This window comes from Parasporobacterium paucivorans DSM 15970, assembly GCF_900141895.1.
GTDB classification, from domain to species: domain Bacteria; phylum Bacillota; class Clostridia; order Lachnospirales; family Lachnospiraceae; genus Parasporobacterium; species Parasporobacterium paucivorans.
The window spans coordinates 62,580-80,146 of the sequence record NZ_FQYT01000011.1 but is presented as its reverse complement, the minus strand read 5'-3'; the positions used below and the strand labels follow the sequence as shown (position 1 = coordinate 80,146).

The 17,567-nt window shown below is 44.2% G+C and carries 15 protein-coding genes; 13 read left to right on the top strand and 2 right to left on the bottom strand.

Annotated features, from left to right (window positions below; all coding sequences use genetic code 11):
- Positions 1 to 100: 100 nt before the first annotated feature.
- The 4 genes from BUA79_RS06405 (at position 101) to codY (ending at position 5,734) form a co-directional block, all read left to right on the top strand.
- Complete coding sequence (locus BUA79_RS06405; protein ID WP_207647323.1) at positions 101 to 1,699, top strand: YifB family Mg chelatase-like AAA ATPase; 1,599 nt, start codon at positions 101 to 103, stop codon at positions 1,697 to 1,699.
- Positions 1,696 to 2,775, top strand: a complete 1,080-nt coding sequence (dprA, locus tag BUA79_RS06400; RefSeq protein ID WP_073993537.1) for a DNA-processing protein DprA — start codon at positions 1,696 to 1,698, stop codon at positions 2,773 to 2,775. Before BUA79_RS06405 ends, dprA begins: the two co-directional genes overlap by 4 nt.
- Before the next feature lie 12 nt (positions 2,776 to 2,787).
- Positions 2,788 to 4,869, top strand: coding sequence for a type I DNA topoisomerase (topA, locus tag BUA79_RS06395; protein WP_073993536.1), 2,082 nt, complete (start codon positions 2,788 to 2,790; stop codon positions 4,867 to 4,869).
- Between the two features lie 82 nt (positions 4,870 to 4,951).
- Positions 4,952 to 5,734, top strand: a complete 783-nt coding sequence (gene codY / locus BUA79_RS06390) for a GTP-sensing pleiotropic transcriptional regulator CodY (protein ID WP_073993535.1) — start codon at positions 4,952 to 4,954, stop codon at positions 5,732 to 5,734.
- 47 nt (positions 5,735 to 5,781) lie between these two features.
- Here the strand turns inward: codY and BUA79_RS06385 are convergent, their stop codons facing one another.
- The gene (locus tag BUA79_RS06385; protein ID WP_073993534.1) at positions 5,782 to 7,011 is read right to left on the bottom strand and encodes an argininosuccinate synthase; all 1,230 of its coding nucleotides are present in this window, start codon (positions 7,009 to 7,011) and stop codon (positions 5,782 to 5,784) included.
- A 199-nt stretch (positions 7,012 to 7,210) separates the two neighbouring features.
- Between BUA79_RS06385 and argC the strand changes: the two genes are divergently transcribed.
- The 7 genes from argC to BUA79_RS06350 all read left to right on the top strand — a co-directional run bounded on the left by argC (position 7,211) and on the right by BUA79_RS06350 (position 14,293).
- Positions 7,211 to 8,251 carry an N-acetyl-gamma-glutamyl-phosphate reductase gene (gene argC / locus BUA79_RS06380; RefSeq protein ID WP_073993533.1) on the top strand — a complete coding sequence of 347 codons (1,041 nt, stop codon included), beginning with the start codon at positions 7,211 to 7,213 and terminating at the stop codon, positions 8,249 to 8,251.
- 23 nt (positions 8,252 to 8,274) lie between these two features.
- A complete protein-coding gene (gene argJ, locus BUA79_RS06375) occupies positions 8,275 to 9,504 on the top strand; it encodes a bifunctional glutamate N-acetyltransferase/amino-acid acetyltransferase ArgJ (RefSeq protein WP_073993532.1) in 1,230 nt (409 codons plus the stop codon).
- A 23-nt stretch (positions 9,505 to 9,527) separates the two neighbouring features.
- Positions 9,528 to 10,421 (top strand): acetylglutamate kinase, encoded by an 894-nt coding sequence (gene argB / locus BUA79_RS06370; protein ID WP_242941654.1) that lies wholly within the window; start codon positions 9,528 to 9,530, stop codon positions 10,419 to 10,421.
- Positions 10,422 to 11,618: an aspartate aminotransferase family protein gene (locus BUA79_RS06365; RefSeq protein ID WP_073993530.1), complete on the top strand. Its 1,197-nt coding sequence runs from the start codon at positions 10,422 to 10,424 to the stop codon at positions 11,616 to 11,618.
- A gap of 24 nt (positions 11,619 to 11,642) precedes the next feature.
- A complete protein-coding gene (locus tag BUA79_RS06360) occupies positions 11,643 to 12,905 on the top strand; it encodes a sugar ABC transporter substrate-binding protein (protein WP_073993529.1) in 1,263 nt (420 codons plus the stop codon).
- Positions 12,906 to 12,986: 81 nt separating this feature from the next.
- The gene (locus tag BUA79_RS06355) at positions 12,987 to 13,580 is read left to right on the top strand and encodes a ComEA family DNA-binding protein (protein WP_094757339.1); all 594 of its coding nucleotides are present in this window, start codon (positions 12,987 to 12,989) and stop codon (positions 13,578 to 13,580) included.
- 23 nt (positions 13,581 to 13,603) lie between these two features.
- A complete protein-coding gene (locus BUA79_RS06350) occupies positions 13,604 to 14,293 on the top strand; it encodes a response regulator transcription factor (RefSeq protein ID WP_073993527.1) in 690 nt (229 codons plus the stop codon).
- Between the two features lie 6 nt (positions 14,294 to 14,299).
- Here BUA79_RS06350 and BUA79_RS06345 read toward each other — a convergent pair whose 3' ends face one another.
- Positions 14,300 to 15,025, bottom strand: a complete 726-nt coding sequence (locus tag BUA79_RS06345) for a DUF554 domain-containing protein (RefSeq protein WP_073993526.1) — start codon at positions 15,023 to 15,025, stop codon at positions 14,300 to 14,302.
- A gap of 132 nt (positions 15,026 to 15,157) precedes the next feature.
- On the opposite strand from BUA79_RS06345, the gene BUA79_RS06340 reads away from it, so the two are divergent.
- Positions 15,158 to 16,615 carry a sensor histidine kinase gene (locus tag BUA79_RS06340; protein ID WP_242941653.1) on the top strand — a complete coding sequence of 486 codons (1,458 nt, stop codon included), beginning with the start codon at positions 15,158 to 15,160 and terminating at the stop codon, positions 16,613 to 16,615.
- Between the two features lie 13 nt (positions 16,616 to 16,628).
- Positions 16,629 to 17,555, top strand: coding sequence for a GerMN domain-containing protein (locus tag BUA79_RS06335; protein WP_073993525.1), 927 nt, complete (start codon positions 16,629 to 16,631; stop codon positions 17,553 to 17,555).
- The last annotated feature ends 12 nt before the right edge of the window (positions 17,556 to 17,567 follow it).

Sequence of the window (17,567 nt, the reverse complement as noted above, 5' to 3'; positions counted from 1 at the left end):
ATCAGGTCGAAGAGACCAAATATTAATTTATTTTTATAGCAGATTCTTGTCCGATGGACAGGAATCTGCTATAATTGTTCTAAATCAAATCTAATTATCTATGCTTTCGGCATACTGTCAAATCAAAACATTTTCCCAAATCAAAAAAACAATAAAGGAGTGGTGTGTTATTTTTTGTAAAATTAACAGCGGGGCGATATCCGGTATCTGTGCATATCCGGTCTCTGTTGAGGCCGATATTGGAAACGGACTTCCGAATTTTTCCATGGTAGGTCTGCTTTCTTCCGAGGTGAAAGAGTCCAGGGAGAGGGTGAGGTCAGCTATCAGAAATTCCGGATTCGTAGTACCTCCAAAAAGAATAACGATTAATTTGTCTCCCGCAGACATTCGGAAAGAAGGGAGTTATTTTGATCTGCCCATTGCAGTAGGTATTTTAGTTTCCTTAGGCATAGTACCTCGTGAGAATGTTCAGGATACAATGTTTGCAGGTGAGCTGAGCCTTGACGGAACCCTGAAGGGAGTCAATGGAATTCTAAGCATAACACTGCTGGCAAAGGAGCTTGGCATCCCGAGAATTATAGTGCCGCAGGGAAACGCAAAGGAAGGGGCTGCGGTCAGGGGCGTAGATGTTATCGGGGCGGGCAGTCTGAAAGAAACTGTGGCCATGCTGAACAATCCGGAAATGGCCTATCCGGAGGCTTTTGATTGCGTAACGTCGCTTGATCCGCTAAAGAATGAATATGGCCTTGAATTTGCCGATATATGCGGGCAGGAAACGGCGAAAAGAGCAGTTGAGATAGCCGTGGCGGGGATGCACAACATTCTGATGATTGGCCCTCCGGGATCCGGGAAATCGATGATCGCAAACTGCATGCCGACCATTTTCCCGGAAATGACATATGAGGAAATTATCGAGATTACCAGGATATACAGCACAATGGGTCTGATGGAAAAACAGAATATGATCAGGAATCATCCATTCAGGGCACCTCATCACACCATTACAGCCCAGGCATTGGTTGGCGGAGGCAGAATACCCAAGCCAGGAGAGGTGACGCTTGCCCATAAAGGAATGTTGTTTCTGGATGAGCTGCCGGAATACTCCAGATCTGCGCTGGAGACACTCAGACAGCCGCTGGAAGATCAGAAGGTAAATATTGCAAGAGATAAAGCTTCCCATGAGTTTCCGGCGGATTTCATGCTGGCAGCTGCAATGAATCCATGTCCCTGCGGGTATTACCCGGACAAGGCAAGATGCAGCTGCACCCAGTACAATATCAATAAATATTCGGAAAAAATCCGGGGGCCCCTTTTAGACAGGATAGACATATGCATATACATGAATCCCGTCAAAATCAACCTTCTCCAAAAGGACGGCCGGACAGCATCCTCAGCAGAAATGAAGTCCAGAATTGAAAAAGCAAGGGAAATGCAGCGCATGAGATATGAAGATACCGGAATCTGCTTCAATTCCCGTCTAAAAGCTTCTTATATAAAGGAGTATTGTCCGGTTCCAGAAAACTGTCAAAAGCTTTTAAGCGACAGTTATGAGAGGCTCGGTCTCTCTGCCAGGGCATATCACAAAATAGTCAAGGTTGCAAGGACCATTGCGGATCTGGACGGAGAAACCGAAATAAGGAGAGAGCATATTCTGGAAGCGATTGCATACAGGAATACCATAAAGGAGAAGGGGCTATGACGGAAGAGGAATACTGGTTCTGGCTGTGCACCACGCGGAATATGTGGCAGGGAAAAATTGACAGGCTCATTAAAAAGTTCATGACTCCCGAAAGAATATTCCATGCAAAACCGAAACAGCTGGCAGAGACCAAAGGGATAAATGCAAGTGATATAAAGGAACTTTTGGAGACGGGAAAACAGAGGGATGTGACCCTGGAATTAAATAAACTTGACAAAAGGGGGATTTCTTTCATATATTATGGAAATAAGCTTTTCCCGGAAAAATTATATAATCTTTATGATAAGCCCTACGGCCTTTTTGTAAAAGGGAGACTTCCGGACCCTGATAAGGCGGCGGTAGCCATGGTCGGCGCTAGAGAATGCAGCAGCTACGGGAAAGAAATAGCCGGTGCAATAGCCGGACAGCTTGGAAGGAATGGCGTACAGATAATAAGTGGACTGGCCCGGGGAATCGACGCATACAGCCAGATGGGGGCAATATCAGGCGGAGGAACATGCTTCGGCATTTTGGGCTGCGGGATTGATATCTGTTATCCAAGGGAGAATATTGATTTGTATGTCGATACGATCAAATGCGGAGGAATAATTTCAGAGTATCCTCCGGGAGTAAGGCCCGCAGCCTGGCAGTTTCCCCACAGAAACCGCCTTATCAGCGCCCTGTGCGATAAACTGGTCATTGTGGAGGCAAAAGAAAAAAGTGGTTCATTTATTACGGTAGAGCATGCATTGGAGCAAGGGAAGGATGTTTTTGCCATACCGGGAAGGATAACAGATCCCCTGAGCGCGGGCTGCAACCGGCTGATACGGGAGGGGGCACAGATTCTCACAAATATTAATGATCTTTACGGAAATATGGGCTGTGAACCGTCTGTTATTCAAGAAAAGAAAATGATAAGCCTTGAAAAAGATTTTGAAGTGGTGTATAGTAATGTGGATTTGGTGCCTAAAAATATAGGACAAATCAGCAAAGAATGTGGATTTAACATAAGAAAAACAACAGAAATATTGGTAGAACTGGAATTGACAGGCTTTATATATGAACCCATAAAAACGTATTACTCCAGGAAATTGTAAAGTGAGGGCAACATATTGAAATATCTGGTAATAGTAGAATCACCCACAAAGGTGAAAACAATCAAGAAATTCTTGGGATCCAATTATGAAGTGCAGGCATCCAATGGGCACGTACGGGATCTCCCCAAAAGTCAGTTAGGAATCGATATAGAAAATGATTTTGAGCCGAAATATATAACTATCAGGGGAAAAGGAGAAAAACTGGCCGAGCTTAGAAAAGCAGCAAAAAAAGTAGATAAAGTTCTCCTGGCGACGGATCCTGACCGTGAAGGAGAGGCGATTTCATGGCATTTGTCCAAGGCGTTAAAGCTGGACGAGAGTAAAATGGAAAGAATCACCTTCAATGAAATTACCCAGAGCGCGGTGAAAAATTCCCTGAAACATCCGAGGGATATTGACATGAACCTGGTGGATGCCCAGCAGGCAAGACGAACCCTGGATAGAATGGTTGGTTACGGTATAAGCCCGCTCTTATGGAAAAAAATCAAAAGAGGATTAAGCGCCGGACGTGTACAGTCTGTTACTCTCAGAATCATCTGTGACAGAGAAGAAGAAATCAATTCCTTTGTCCCGGAAGAATACTGGACTCTGGACGCAATATTGAATATCACCGGGGAAAAAAGACCACTTATCGCAAAGTTTTACGGTGACGAAAAAGGGAAAATCAATATTACCAATAAACAGCAGATGGACACGATTATGGAAGAGCTGGAAAATCCCGAGTTCAAAGTAGCGGGCATCAAACATGGAGAACGTTCCAAGACATCTCCGCTGCCCTTTACCACCAGTACGCTGCAGCAGGAAGCCTCCAAGGGACTTAACTTTTCCACGCAGAAAACAATGAGGATTGCACAGCAGCTGTATGAGGGTATTGATGTCAAGAAAAAAGGCACAATAGGTCTGATTTCATATCTGAGAACCGATTCCACGAGGATATCGGATGAGGCGGATCTGGCTTTAAAGGAGTATATTACCAATACCCACGGAAAAGAGTATGTACTGAAAACCAGGACAAAAAAAGAAAATGGTTCCAAAATCCAGGATGCCCATGAAGCTATCCGTCCTACGAATGTCGATCTGACGCCGGCTGTTGTCAAGGATGACCTGTCAAGAGACCAATTCAGGCTGTACCAGCTTATCTGGAGGCGCGCTGTTGCCAGCCGTATGCAGAATGCGAAGTATGAAACAACTTCCATTAAGCTGAACGCCAACAGATACATATTCAAAGTGTCTGCGTCCAAGCTCGTCTTCGATGGCTTTACGGCTGTTTATGTTGAAGAAGACGATGAGAAGGAAGGAAGCAACGTCCTGCTCAATAAGATTAAGGATACAACAGAGTTTTCCCTGGCGGAAATGGACGCAAAACAGCACTTCACCCAGCCGCCGGCCCATTTCACGGAGTCGGCTCTGGTAAAGGCACTGGAAGAGCTGGGGGTCGGAAGGCCAAGTACATATGCACCGACTATCGGCACAATCATTGCCCGACGATATGTGGCAAAAGAAAATAAAAATCTGTACGTGACAGAACTTGGAGAAGCGGTTAACTCCATCATGCTGACCGCATTTCCTGCAGTTGTGGATCCGACCTTCACCGCGAACATGGAATCCCTGCTGGATATGGTGGAAGAAGGCAAGGTCAAATGGAAAAGTGTCATAAGCAACTTTTATCCGGATCTGGATCTTGCCCTTAAAGAGGCAGAAGAGAAGCTGGAAAAGATATTAATTGAAGATGAGATCACAGATACTGTCTGCGAGTTGTGCGGAAGCAATATGGTCGTTAAATATGGTCCTCACGGAAAATTCCTTGCATGCCCTAAATTCCCGGAATGCAGAAATACCAAGCCATACTTTGAGAAGACGGGAATTGAATGTCCGAAGTGTGGAAAAGAAGTTGTAATCCGTAAGACAAAAAAAGGACGTAAATATTTTGGATGTGAAAATAATCCTGAGTGTGACTTTATGTCATGGCAGAAGCCGTTGGAAGTAAAATGCAGAAAATGCGGCTCCTATATGATAGAAAAAGGTGAAAAAGCAGTATGCAGCAATGAGACCTGCGGGCACTCCGAAAAAATCAAAATAACGAAACAAAACTGATAAAAATTGCTTGTTTTGTGCTGTTTGACATGATATTATTCTAATATAAAGAAAAAATCAGTGATTAAGGAGGAAATTTTTGATGAGCGTTCAATTATTGGATAAGATTCGCAAAATAAATAAACTCCTGCATAATAATACTAAGCCAAAAGTTGATTTTAATGATATGTGTGAAATATTAAGTGAAATTTTAGCTTCCAATGTACTTGTAATCAGCAGTGCAGGAAAAGTATTAGGATCATGCAGCCATAAGGAAGTCAGGGAAATACCTTTAATGAGTACAAGCCGTATAGGGGAACATATTGACGGCCAGCTAAATGAAAGATTGTTGGAGATACTTTCAACGAAGGAAAATGTTTACCTGGAGACCCTGGGATTGGATTGTAAGGGAGAATGTGATTACCACGCATTGGTTTCCCCTATAGATATAGCCAGGGAAAGACTGGGAACTTTGTTCATATATAATTCCAGTTTTGTCTACAGCATAGACGATATTATTCTGAGTGAGTATGGAACCGGGATAATCGGATTGGATATGCTGCGATCTGTGAACGAGGAAGATGCAGAGGCAAAAAGAAAGATGCATATTGTTGCCTCCGCCATGAGCACCTTGTCAGGATCCGAGTTAGAGGCGATTTATTATATCCTCAAGGAACTGAACGGAACGGAGGGTATACTGGTAGCCAGCAAGGTAGCTGACAGGGTAGGAATCACCAGGTCTGTCATAGTGAATGCTCTCAGAAAATTCGAGAGTGCCGGTGTAATCGAGTCGAAATCTTCCGGAATGAAGGGTACATACATAAAGGTAGTCAATAATACCATTTTTGACGAATTGGAGAAATTGAAAGATAGCTTCAGGAAGTAATGAAAAGAACCTGTACGATTTTCGTACAGGTTCTGATTTTATTGTTATTATTTCTGAGTACCTTTTTCAGCCTCTGCCTGTTTCATGGCTCTGACTTTTGAAGAGAGGCCAAACAGGTTAATGAATCCTTCTGCATCATGGTGGTCATATAAATCTCCGGTGGTGAAGCTTGCCAGAGACTCGCTGTAAAGTGAATATGGAGAGCTGGTTCCTGCCTTTATTATATTTCCTTTATATAATTTGAACCTGACTTCTCCGGTAACGTTTTTCTGTGTGGATTCAATAAATGCCTGAAGAGCCTCACGAAGCGGTGTGAACCATTTTCCTTCATATACAACATTGGCGAACTTATTGGCGATTTCCTTCTTGACAGTGAAAGTATCCCTGTCCAGAATGAGCTCCTCTAACTGCATGTGGGCTTCCATCAGGATGGTTCCCCCCGGTGTTTCATAAACGCCTCTGGATTTCATTCCAACCACGCGGTTTTCAACAATGTCAATGATGCCGATGCCATGCTTTCCGCCGAGACGGTTCAGCTCCCGAATGATGTCCGCGCAGCTCATTTTCTTTCCATTGACACTCACAGGAAAACCATTCTCAAAATCCATGGTGACATATTCCGCCGTTTCCGGTGCATTCTCCGGAGATACTCCCAGCATAAGCAGGTGATCATAGTTAGGCTCTACAGAAGGATCTTCCAGTTCAAGACCTTCGTGGCTGATATGCCATAAATTTCTGTCCCTGCTGTAGCTTGAGTCCGCAGAAAAAGGAAGTTCAATTCCATGTGCTTTGCAATACTCGATTTCATCTTCTCTGGACTGCATGTTCCATGTATCATTACATCTCCATGGAGCGATGATTTTGATATCAGGAGCCAGAGCCTTGATGCCGAGTTCGAAACGGACCTGATCATTTCCTTTGCCGGTAGCACCATGGCAGATGGCTACGGCGCCTTCTTCTCTGGCGATTTCTACCAATCGCTTTGCAATGAGGGGTCTGGCCATTGATGTTCCGAGGAGATATTTGTTTTCGTAAACGGCATCGGCCATCACGCAGGGCATGATATATTCCTGGGCAAATTCATCTGTTAAATTTTCAATATATAATTTAGAGGCCCCGGAGAGCACAGCTCTTTCTTCAAGGCCATCCAATTCGCTTTCCTGTCCCACATCCGCGCACACGCAGATAACCTCATAGTCGTAATTTTCCTTTAACCAAGGAATAATGGCGGTGGTATCCAAACCTCCGGAATAAGCCAAAACAACCTTTTCTTTCATATTGATCCTCCATTCATGCGTTTCGATAATCATAAATATACATCAAGAAAAGGTAAAATGCAATAGTATTTGAGAATTTATGCATGTTATTCTTGACAAACAAAACATTATTGCATATTATACATGTTAAGTGAATAATTATAACTATAGTTTGCAGGCCTTTATAGAGGTATAATATATATGAGAGGATGGTGTTGTTATGATAAAAGCAGGTATTGTTGGTTCGACCGGTTATGCGGGGGCTGAACTCGTAAGATTACTATTAGGACACCCCGATGTGGAGATTGCATGGCTGGGGTCGAAGAGTTATATAGATAAAAGGTACAGCGACGTCTTCCGAAATATGTTTACGCTGGTGGACGATGTGTGCCTTGAGGATAACATAGAAAAGATGGCTGAGCAGGTGGACGTGATCTTCACTGCCACCCCTCAGGGATATTGTTCTTCCATAATAAACGAAAATGTTCTGCGAAAAGTAAAGGTGATTGATCTGAGCGCGGACTACCGTATTAAGGATGTGGAAACATATCAGCATTGGTATGGTCTGGTCCATCAGAGTCCGCAGTTCATAGAAGAATCGGTTTATGGACTCTGTGAGATTAATAGGGAAGAAATCAGGACATCCAGGCTGGTGGCGAATCCGGGATGTTTTCCCACCTGTTCCATATTGTCCCTCTATCCCCTGGTTAAGGAAGGGGTAGTAGACACGAAAAGCATAATTATCAACGCGTGCTCAGGCACTTCGGGGGCAGGAAGAGGGGCTAAGGTTGACAACCTGTTCTGTGAGGTCAACGAAAATATAAAAGCTTATGGAGTGGCAAGCCACAGGCATACCCCGGAAATCGAGGAACAGCTATCCTGTGCGGCAGGAAAAGAAATTATCCTGAATTTCACGCCGCATCTGGCGCCCATGAACAGGGGGATTCTTGTAACCGCCTATGCCAACTTAAAGGAAACCATATCTGAGAATGAGACGCGTGAAATTTATAAAAAATATTATGATAAAGAGTCTTTTGTCAGACTGCTCCCAGAAGGAGTGAATCCTGAAACCAGATGGGTGGAGGGAAGCAATTTTGCAGATGTCAATTTTAAGATTGACGGCAGGACAAACAGGATCATTGCAATGGGCGCCATTGATAACCTTGTAAAAGGTGCAGCAGGTCAGGCTGTTCAGAACATGAACATTGTGTTTGGGCTTAGGGAAGAAACCGGGCTGATGATGCCGCCGGTATTTCCGTAATACAGGAGAAATGAGGGAAAAATATGAATATTCAGATGATAGAGGGCGGCATTACCACGCCGGCCGGATTTAAGGCAGCCTCCCACGAAGCGGGAATTAAGAAACGTCAAAAAAAAGATATGGCGATGATTTACAGTGAGGTTCCATGCGAGACAGCGGGCACCTTTACAAAAAATCTTGTTAAAGCAGCACCTGTTATATGGGATATGAATCTGGTCCGCAGCAATGAGCCGGGACATGCCATCGTCATCAACAGCGGGGTGGCCAACGCATGCACGGGACAGGAAGGCTATAAATACTGTGAAGACATGGCCAAGGAGACGGCCGCAAAACTGGGAATCAAGCCGGAGTCTGTATATGTGGCATCAACCGGGGTTATCGGGAAACAGCTGCCCATGGACAAAATCATTTCTGGGATTGACGTTCTTGCATCCCGTCTGCAGGATGGCAAGGAGGCGGGAGAAATGGCAGCCCTGGCCATAATGACAACGGATACGGCACCTAAAGAGGCGGCGGTCCGGTTTGAAATCGGCGGCAAGGAAGTCACGATTGGCGGCATGTGTAAAGGATCGGGCATGATTCATCCAAACATGTGCACCATGCTTTCTTTCTTATCCACAGATGTCAGCATCACCAAGGCGCTTTTGCAGGAAGCCCTTCTGGAAGCGGTTCAGGATACCTATAATATGGTGTCGGTGGATGGAGATACCTCCACAAATGATACCGTGTTGATTTTAGCCAACGGATTAGCAGAGAACATAATGATAACTGAAAAGAATGAGGATTACCGGACGTTCCTGGCGGCCATGCAGGTCATCAATGAATATCTGGCAAAGAAGATCGCAGGTGATGGAGAAGGGGCAACAGCTCTCTTTGAAGTGAAGGTGATTAATGCAGAAGAAACGAACCAGGCGAAAGAACTGGCAAAATCCATAGTGTCTTCCAGTCTTACAAAGGCTGCAATCTTCGGACATGATGCCAACTGGGGAAGAATTCTGTGTGCCATGGGTTATTCAGGAGCAGAATTCAATCCGGATAAGACAGATATTTACTTCGAAAGTGCGGCGGGAAAGATCAAGCTTGTGGAAAATGGAATGGCAACAGCTTACAGCGAAGAAGAAGCCACAAAGATTCTGTCGGAGCCTGAAGTGACTGTGATAGCGGATATAAAGGCAGGAAACGCACGTGCCACCGCCTGGGGCTGCGATCTTACGTACGATTATATTAAGATAAATGCGGATTACCGTTCATAATGGAAGGGGAGAGTGAATTAGATATGGAACAGCTGCTGCAGAAAGCCGGCGTATTAATTGAAGCGCTGCCTTATATACAAAGATTTCACGGAAAAATAATCGTGGTAAAATATGGCGGAAGCGCCATGATAGATGATAAATTAAAAAAAGAGGTCATACAGGATGTGACATTGCTCAAGCTGGTTGGATTCAAGCCTATAATTGTGCACGGAGGCGGCAAGGAAATCAGCTCCTGGGTAGACAGGTTGGGAATGAAGTCTGAATTTGTAAACGGGCTCCGTGTTACGGACGCCCCCACCATGGAGATAGCGGAAATGGTTCTGAATAAAGTGAATAAGAGCCTGGTGCAGCTTGTGGAGGAACTGGGCGTCAGGGCAATCGGCATAAGCGGAAAGGATGGCGGGCTCATCTCCGTCAAGAAAAAACTCTCCGAAGGACAGGACATTGGATTTGTAGGGGAAGTGGAAAAAGTGAACCCGTCTATCATTTTCGATCTTCTGGAAAATGATTTTCTGCCCATCATCTGTCCGGTGGGTATGGATGAAAACTTTGAAACATACAATGTGAATGCAGATGACGCAGCATGTGCCATTGCAAAAGCTGTCAAGGCGGAGAAGCTTGCCTTCCTTACAGATATCGAAGGCGTTTATCGGGATCCCAATGACAGTTCAAGCCTTATTTCAGAGCTGACCCTGAGGGAGGCAAATGAGCTGCTTGAAGGTGGGACAGTAGGCGGAGGAATGCTGCCAAAACTGAATAATTGCATCGATGCCATTTTAAATGGGGTGTCGAGGGTTCATATCCTGGATGGAAGGATTCCTCACTGTCTTTTATTGGAAATCTTCACGAATAAAGGAATCGGAACCGCAATTATCGGAGATCAGGATATGAAATTTTATAATCATGAGGAGAAATAAATGAATACACAGGAATATATTGATTTAGGTGACGAATATTTTATATCTACCTATAACCGCCATAAAATAGTACTGGATAAGGGAGAGGGAGTTTATCTGTATGACCATTCCGGGAAGAAGTACCTGGATTTCGCTTCCGGAATCGGCGTTTTTGCCCTGGGATACGGAAATCAGGAATATAATGATGCTTTAAAGGCCCAGATTGACAACCTCATACATGCCTCGAACTATTATTATACGGTTCCGGCTGTGACAGCTGCTCAAAAGCTCTGCAAAGCCGCAGAGATGAAAAGAGTGTTTTTTACGAACAGTGGAGCGGAGGCCGTAGAGGGCGCCATTAAACTGGCAAGAAAATACGCCTTTAACAAGGATGGCATTGCAGATCATGAAATAATTGCCATGAAGCATGCATTTCATGGCAGAACACTCGGAGCATTATCCGTGACCGGTACGCCAAAATACCAGACGCCGTTCAATCCTATGCCGGGAGGCGTATGTTTTGCAGAATATAATAATCTGGACAGCGTAAAGGAGCTTGTGAACGACAAGACTTGTGCCATTATCCTGGAATGTGTACAGGGAGAAGGCGGCATTCATCTGGCAGACCGCGACTTCATGGAAGGCATAAAGAAAATATGCATGGAGAAGGATATACTTCTGATATGCGATGAAATCCAGTGCGGCATGGGCAGAACCGGAAAAATGTTTGCCTATATGCACTATGACCTGAAGCCGGATATCGTCACTGTGGCCAAAGCCCTTGGATGCGGTGTGCCTGTCGGAGCATTTCTGGCAGGGGAGAAAACCCAGGATTCTATGAAGGCTGGAGACCATGGAAGCACGTACGGTGGGAATCCCCTGGTTACGGCAGCTGTGAGCAAAGTATTTGATTTGTTCGAAAGCTATGATATACTTAATAATGTAAATGTGGTGGGTGGATACCTGGCAGAGAAGCTGGATGAGACTGCTGTGAAATATGGATCCATTCTGGAAAGACGCGGAATCGGAATGATGCAGGGTCTTGAGTTTGACCGGCCCGTGGATAAACTGGTGTCCATGGCCCTTAAAGAAGGGCTTATCATCATTTCGGCAGGACCGAACACAGTTAGATTTTTACCACCGCTTATCATCACGAATGAAGATGTAGATTCTATGATTTTCATATTGGAAAAGTGCATAGAAAGCTGCATGGTGTAAAACGGTTTCAGATAGGAGATTTTTATGAAAACAAGGAATTCTGGCCTGGTTATTATGCTTATATGCACTGTGATTTTTATGTGCATAGCGGTGATATATTCGAATAACCGCAAGAATGCGGAAATCAAACTGGAAGAATCTGGTGGGGAGACCATCGTCGTGGATTCGGGGGCGGACCTGATCATCTGGTATAATGACAGCAGTCTGGTTCCTTATATTGAAGAATCGGCTTATCGCTACAGCTCAGGACTCAATATTGATCTTGTTCAGGTATCAACTCTTGATTATCTTGAAAAAATCAATGAATTCAACTTAGAAGGCAAGGGCATGCCGGACATCTACATAGTGGATAGTGAAATGCTGCAGAAAGCGTACATGGCAGGTCTTACCTCCACAAATGAAGATCCGGCATATTCAGAACAGAATTATTCCAAAACTGCATTGGCTGCGGCCTCCTGCGACGGAGGGCTCGTTGCCTATCCGTTTTATTTCGATACGGCTTATATGGTTTATAATAAGGCCTATGCAGCCAATGCGCCTAAGACCTTTGATGAGATTCTGAATTTTGCCTCATCCTTTGATGCTGCCGCAACAGGAACCGTGGAAAACATTCTGAGGTGGGATGCCAAATCCCTTCTGTATAATTATGGATTTATTGGAAGCTATATAAATTTAGGCGGAGAGAATGGTGATGACCAGACGATTGTCGACCTGAATAACGAAAATCTAATTGCGTCCCTTAATTATTATCAGGCTCTGAGCCAGTATTTTTCCATTGATATAAATACGGTTTCCTCGGATTCTGTGCTGCAGGAGTTCACCCAGGGACGAACGGTTTATTCCATCCTTGGTGTGTCAGCCCTTTCTGCCCTGAATGAGAGCGGGATAAATTATGGGATAGCCGTGTATCCGGATTTGACGGAGACCCTGAAAAGCAGATCGCTTTCCGCTACCACAGTAGCTGTGGTGAATCCTTATTCCAAACATCTCGAAAAAGCGCAAAAGTTCGTCAATTATATTACCTACGAACATGCGGGCGATCTGTATGGACAGACAGGCCTCATGGCCTCCAGAAAATTTGAAAGCTACGAAATACCGGGAATGGAAATGATCATGAAACAGTACGCCCAATCTGCGTCCCTGCCTAAGCTTATATCCGCATCGGATTTCTGGGTGCAGCTCCAGAACATGCTGAATAATGTCTGGAAAGGGATGGACACGGCAACAGAAGCCGGGACGATGGAGAGCCGGATGCTTTCCCGACTGAATTTAAATAATCAGCAGTAAATTGGTTGTAATCCTCCCCGAGATTCTGTAGAATAAAGACAGGCTCAAATATTCCCGTCCCCGAAAGGAGATGAGAACATATTGAAGATAAAACCCGCTCATGCTGCCATTTTGGGAGCTTCACTTCTATGTGGTCTGATTTATGCTTTTACCTTTGACACGGGAGAGGTTGATATGGAGATATCGGCGGCTGAGGAAACGGATGTTTCGCAGGAGTCGGAAACCATTCCGGACGCAGTAACCGAAGCGGAAATCTGTGTCTATATATGCGGATATGTGAACAATCCCGGGGTCTATTTCGTAAAGGAAGGAACAAGATTGTTTTCTTTGGTAGAAACTGCAGGCGGATTCTCAGCGAATGCTGCGGGAGACGCCCTCAACCTGGCGGATGCCATTACAGACGGACAGAAGATCTATGTGCCATCTGGCCAGGATGTGGCAAATGGGAATATATCCAATGATATTGCCACAAAGGATTCGGATGGTCTTGTTAATATCAATACGGCCGATATTTCTGAGCTTATAACGCTTCCGGGAATTGGGGAGGCCAGGGCAAAGAGCATCATAGCATACAGGGAGATGAACGGCAGATTTAAATCTCCTGAAGAAATTATGAAGATAGATGGAATTAAGGACAATCTGTTTGAGAAAATCAGAGAATTGATAAAAATTTAATTGAGCATGAAAAGAGGATTGTTATGGGGACCAGGGTTCTGGTAGTGGATGATGAAAAACTGATTGTCAAAGGAATTAAATTCAGCCTGGAGCAGGATGATATGAAGGTGGATACTGCGTATGACGGCGAGGAAGCCCTTCGGCTTGCCAGGGAGAACGAATATGACGTGGTCCTGCTGGACGTGATGCTTCCTGTTTATGATGGGTTTGAGGTATGCAGACAGATAAGAGAGTTTTCCAATATGCCTATAATTATGCTGACGGCCAAGGGAGACGACATGGACAAGATTCTGGGTCTGGATTACGGAGCTGATGATTACATAACAAAACCATTTAACATCCTGGAGGTAAAGGCACGTATCAAAGCTATCGTACGAAGAAACACCAGAAATCACCCAGAACATGAAAACGCCAACTTGCTTATAAAAGGCGACTTGAAGATGGAGCTTGAAGGAAGAAGGACCTTCATAGACGGAAGGGAAATCAATCTGACAGGCAAAGAATTTGATCTGCTTGAACTTCTGGTTACAAATCCGGATAAGGTGTTCAGCAGGGAAAAATTACTGACTACAATCTGGGGAAATGACTATCCTGGAGATGCGAGAACGGTGGATGTCCACGTAAGAAGGCTCCGGGAGAAGATAGAACCCAACCCGAAGGAACCAAAATATGTGCACACCAAATGGGGTGTGGGTTACTTTTTTAAAGATTAAAAAACATCAGAACGGCAGGAGACCATAAAGTAAGGGTAGGAAAATAGCAGGAAGCATGTTCCCTACCTTTACTTTTTTTCCGAAAATCAGGTTGATGCCCAAAGCAAAAATCAGCACGGAGCCTACCAGCGACATCTGCCCTATGACGGAGTCGGTAAGGAAGGGGCTTACGACGCTTGCCAGAAGGGTCAGAAGTCCCTGATAGATTACAAGAGGGACGACGGAAAAATACACCCCGATGCCAAAGGAAGCGGCAAAAATAAGGGCAGAGATTCCATCCATCAGAGATTTTGTGAATAGGATTGTATGATTGTGGTTGATGCCATCTTCCAGGGAGCCGATTATTGCCATGGCTCCAATGCAGAAAAGCAGGGAACTGCTGATGAATCCTTCCACGAAGAATCCTTCCCCATCGTTCTTTACATTGAATTTCCTTTTGCACCATTCTCCGAACGAATCCAGTTTTTCTTCTATATCAATGGCTTCCCCTATGATGGATCCGATTACCAGAAAGAGAATCATGTTCATGGTATATTGTGTTGAAAATGCCTTGCCGTCAAATGTGAGCATCTGGGATACGACTCCGTTGACTCCGATGAACATGGTCGAGAGACCGATAACCTGCATGATTGTCTTTTGGAAGCGTGATGAGATTTTTCCTTTTGCGAAAAAACCGATGGTTGCCCCTATAATTATTGCCAGGGCATTTACGATTGTACCTAATCCGGGCATGCCTGTATCTCCTTACGTTTATATTCTTATAATAACATGTACTATAGCATAGAAAGGCCCAAAAAGCACCATTGTAAATCAAAAAAATGCATGCTATAATCTATTCACGATTTCCATGGGACGTTCTGAAAGGTGAATAAAGTGATTCTGAAAGAGAAACTAATAAAGATACTCAAAAACAAATATATTCGAAGTTTAAGGATCAGAATACTGATCTATATCCTGCTTATCGGAATCATACCAGTGCTTCTGTTTGATATCGTTCTGGTGCGGTATTATGAAAGAACGATGATTGAACAGAGAATGGCCCAGCTTACGAATCAGTCCAAAATACTGAAGAATTTCCTGAATAGTGAAAATTATCTGTCAGACAAGGCCACTGGCCGGGCGAATATTGAATTCAATCAGATTTTCAGTCTGTTCGATCAAAGAATCATTCTCGTGGACAGGAACTTCCGGGTGGTCTATGATACCTATAATGTATATGATAATAAGCTGGTGGTTTCATCAAATGTCCTCAAGTGTTTCGATGGCACGGATTCTTCCGTCTATTATGAAGACGGAGACATTATCGAATTCACCATAGGGCTTGATGACGGAAATGACAAAACCATCAATGACGGCGTCATGGTCCTGACCTATTCGACTGCCGATATCAGGGCTGCAATCAGCAGACTGCAGGATGTTTCCCGAGTGCTGCAGAGTGTGCTGATAATCGTTGTGTTAAGCTACGGAATCTATATCTCTTTCCGCATGGTAAGGCCTTTCAAAAAAGTTGAAAATACCATAGACATGATTTCCAACGGATTTTTTGACAAGGAGCTTTCCATTGATGATTATACGGAAACAAAAAGAATATCTGATGCTTTCAACCACATGATGGATAAAATCAATAAACTGGAGGAATCCAGGCAGGAGTTTGTATCGAATGTCTCCCATGAGCTGAAGACACCCATCACATCTGTAAAGGTACTGGCGGATTCGCTGCTCATGCAGGAAGATGTTCCGCAGGAGCTGTACAGGGAATTTCTGGCAGACATCGTGGATGAAATAAACAGGGAGAGCAAGATTATCAATGATTTGCTCACACTTGTCAAAATGGATAAAACAAAGTCCGAACTGAATGTTGAAAAGGTGAATATCAATGATTTTATTGAGATTATCCTGAAACGTCTTCGTCCTCTGGCTATAGGCAAAAATATTGAGCTTGTATTTGAAAGTTTCCGGCCTGTAATTGCGGAGGTAGACGAAACCAAGCTGACCCTGGCCATTTCCAATCTGGTGGAAAATGCCATCAAATACAATGTCCTGGACGGTTGGGTGCATATTTCCCTGAATGCGGACCATAAGTATTTCTATGTGAAAGTTGCGGATTCCGGAATAGGTATTCCAGAGGAGGAACAGGAGAGGGTATTCGAGAGGTTTTACCGTGTGGACAAGACCCGTTCCAGAGAAACCGGCGGCACAGGCCTCGGCCTCTCCATCACGAAAAGTGTTATCCAGATGCATAAGGGAGCAATTAAGCTGTACAGTAAGGAAGGGGAAGGAACTACCTTCACAATACGAATCCCCCTGAATTATATTTCCTAAGATGGTGGTAAAAATGAAGAAAATAATTAGTTTAGTCGTTCTCCTGATAACTTCCATGCTGGCTCTCTCCGGGTGTATAGACGGGGAAGCGGAGAATGGCGCATATAATATTTATTACGTCAACAAAGATTTTACAGGATTGACATCCCAGGAATACACCCCGAAATCAGAAACCCCCATCGATCAGATGGGAGAGATCATCGGAGAGATGTACAAGGACGCAGGGAGCATAGACTATAATTCCTCCAAACCGGAAGATGTAAACGTAACAAAATATGAAATTAAGGACAAAACTGCATATGTATATTTTGACGCCGCTTATAATAAGATGAGCAGCGTAAGGGAGATGCTGTGCAGGTCGGCAACCGTTCTTACCCTGACACAGATTTCCGGGATTGATTATGTTAATATCTACGTGGACGGACAGGTGCTTCTGAATGCGGACAGGAATCCAGTGGGAAACATGCAGGCGAATGATTTTATAAGCCTTTATGGGGACGACCTGGATCTCGTCCAGAAGATAACTCTTACTCTTTATTATGCAAATGAAACAGGAGATAAGCTGATCCCCTACAATCAGACTGGAAGCTACCTCAAAAATGAAAATATGGAGGAGTATATAATCCGACAGCTTACCCAGAATGTGGAAGAAGAGAACCTATACCGGACCATTCCGGACGGTGTGTCTGTGAACAGCGTGGCCACCAGGGACGGGGTATGTTACCTGGATTTTAACAGCGGATTTAATGAAGAATCCCTGAATATTGATGATGAAGTGGCGATTTATTCTATTGTCAATTCTCTGGCTGAGACCGGATATATAACGAAAGTAGAAATCACGGTGAACGGAGAAAAAAACGTTATGTTTCATGAATCCATTTCGCTTAATCAGTCCTTTGTAAGAAATCTGGACATTGTTGAAACAAAAGCAGAAGAATAGGAGGGTCGGTTT

Coding starts and splice junctions, on each gene's coding strand:
- BUA79_RS06405 (WP_207647323.1), top strand. CDS start 101: ATGCTTTCGGCATACTGTCAAATCAAAACATTTTCCCAAATCAAAAAA.
- dprA (WP_073993537.1), top strand. CDS start 1,696: ATGACGGAAGAGGAATACTGGTTCTGGCTGTGCACCACGCGGAATATG.
- codY (WP_073993535.1), top strand. CDS start 4,952: ATGAGCGTTCAATTATTGGATAAGATTCGCAAAATAAATAAACTCCTG.
- BUA79_RS06385 (WP_073993534.1), bottom strand. CDS start 7,011: ATGAAAGAAAAGGTTGTTTTGGCTTATTCCGGAGGTTTGGATACCACC.
- argC (WP_073993533.1), top strand. CDS start 7,211: ATGATAAAAGCAGGTATTGTTGGTTCGACCGGTTATGCGGGGGCTGAA.
- argJ (WP_073993532.1), top strand. CDS start 8,275: ATGAATATTCAGATGATAGAGGGCGGCATTACCACGCCGGCCGGATTT.
- argB (WP_242941654.1), top strand. CDS start 9,528: ATGGAACAGCTGCTGCAGAAAGCCGGCGTATTAATTGAAGCGCTGCCT.
- BUA79_RS06365 (WP_073993530.1), top strand. CDS start 10,422: ATGAATACACAGGAATATATTGATTTAGGTGACGAATATTTTATATCT.
- BUA79_RS06360 (WP_073993529.1), top strand. CDS start 11,643: ATGAAAACAAGGAATTCTGGCCTGGTTATTATGCTTATATGCACTGTG.
- BUA79_RS06350 (WP_073993527.1), top strand. CDS start 13,604: ATGGGGACCAGGGTTCTGGTAGTGGATGATGAAAAACTGATTGTCAAA.
- BUA79_RS06345 (WP_073993526.1), bottom strand. CDS start 15,025: ATGCCCGGATTAGGTACAATCGTAAATGCCCTGGCAATAATTATAGGG.
- BUA79_RS06335 (WP_073993525.1), top strand. CDS start 16,629: ATGAAGAAAATAATTAGTTTAGTCGTTCTCCTGATAACTTCCATGCTG.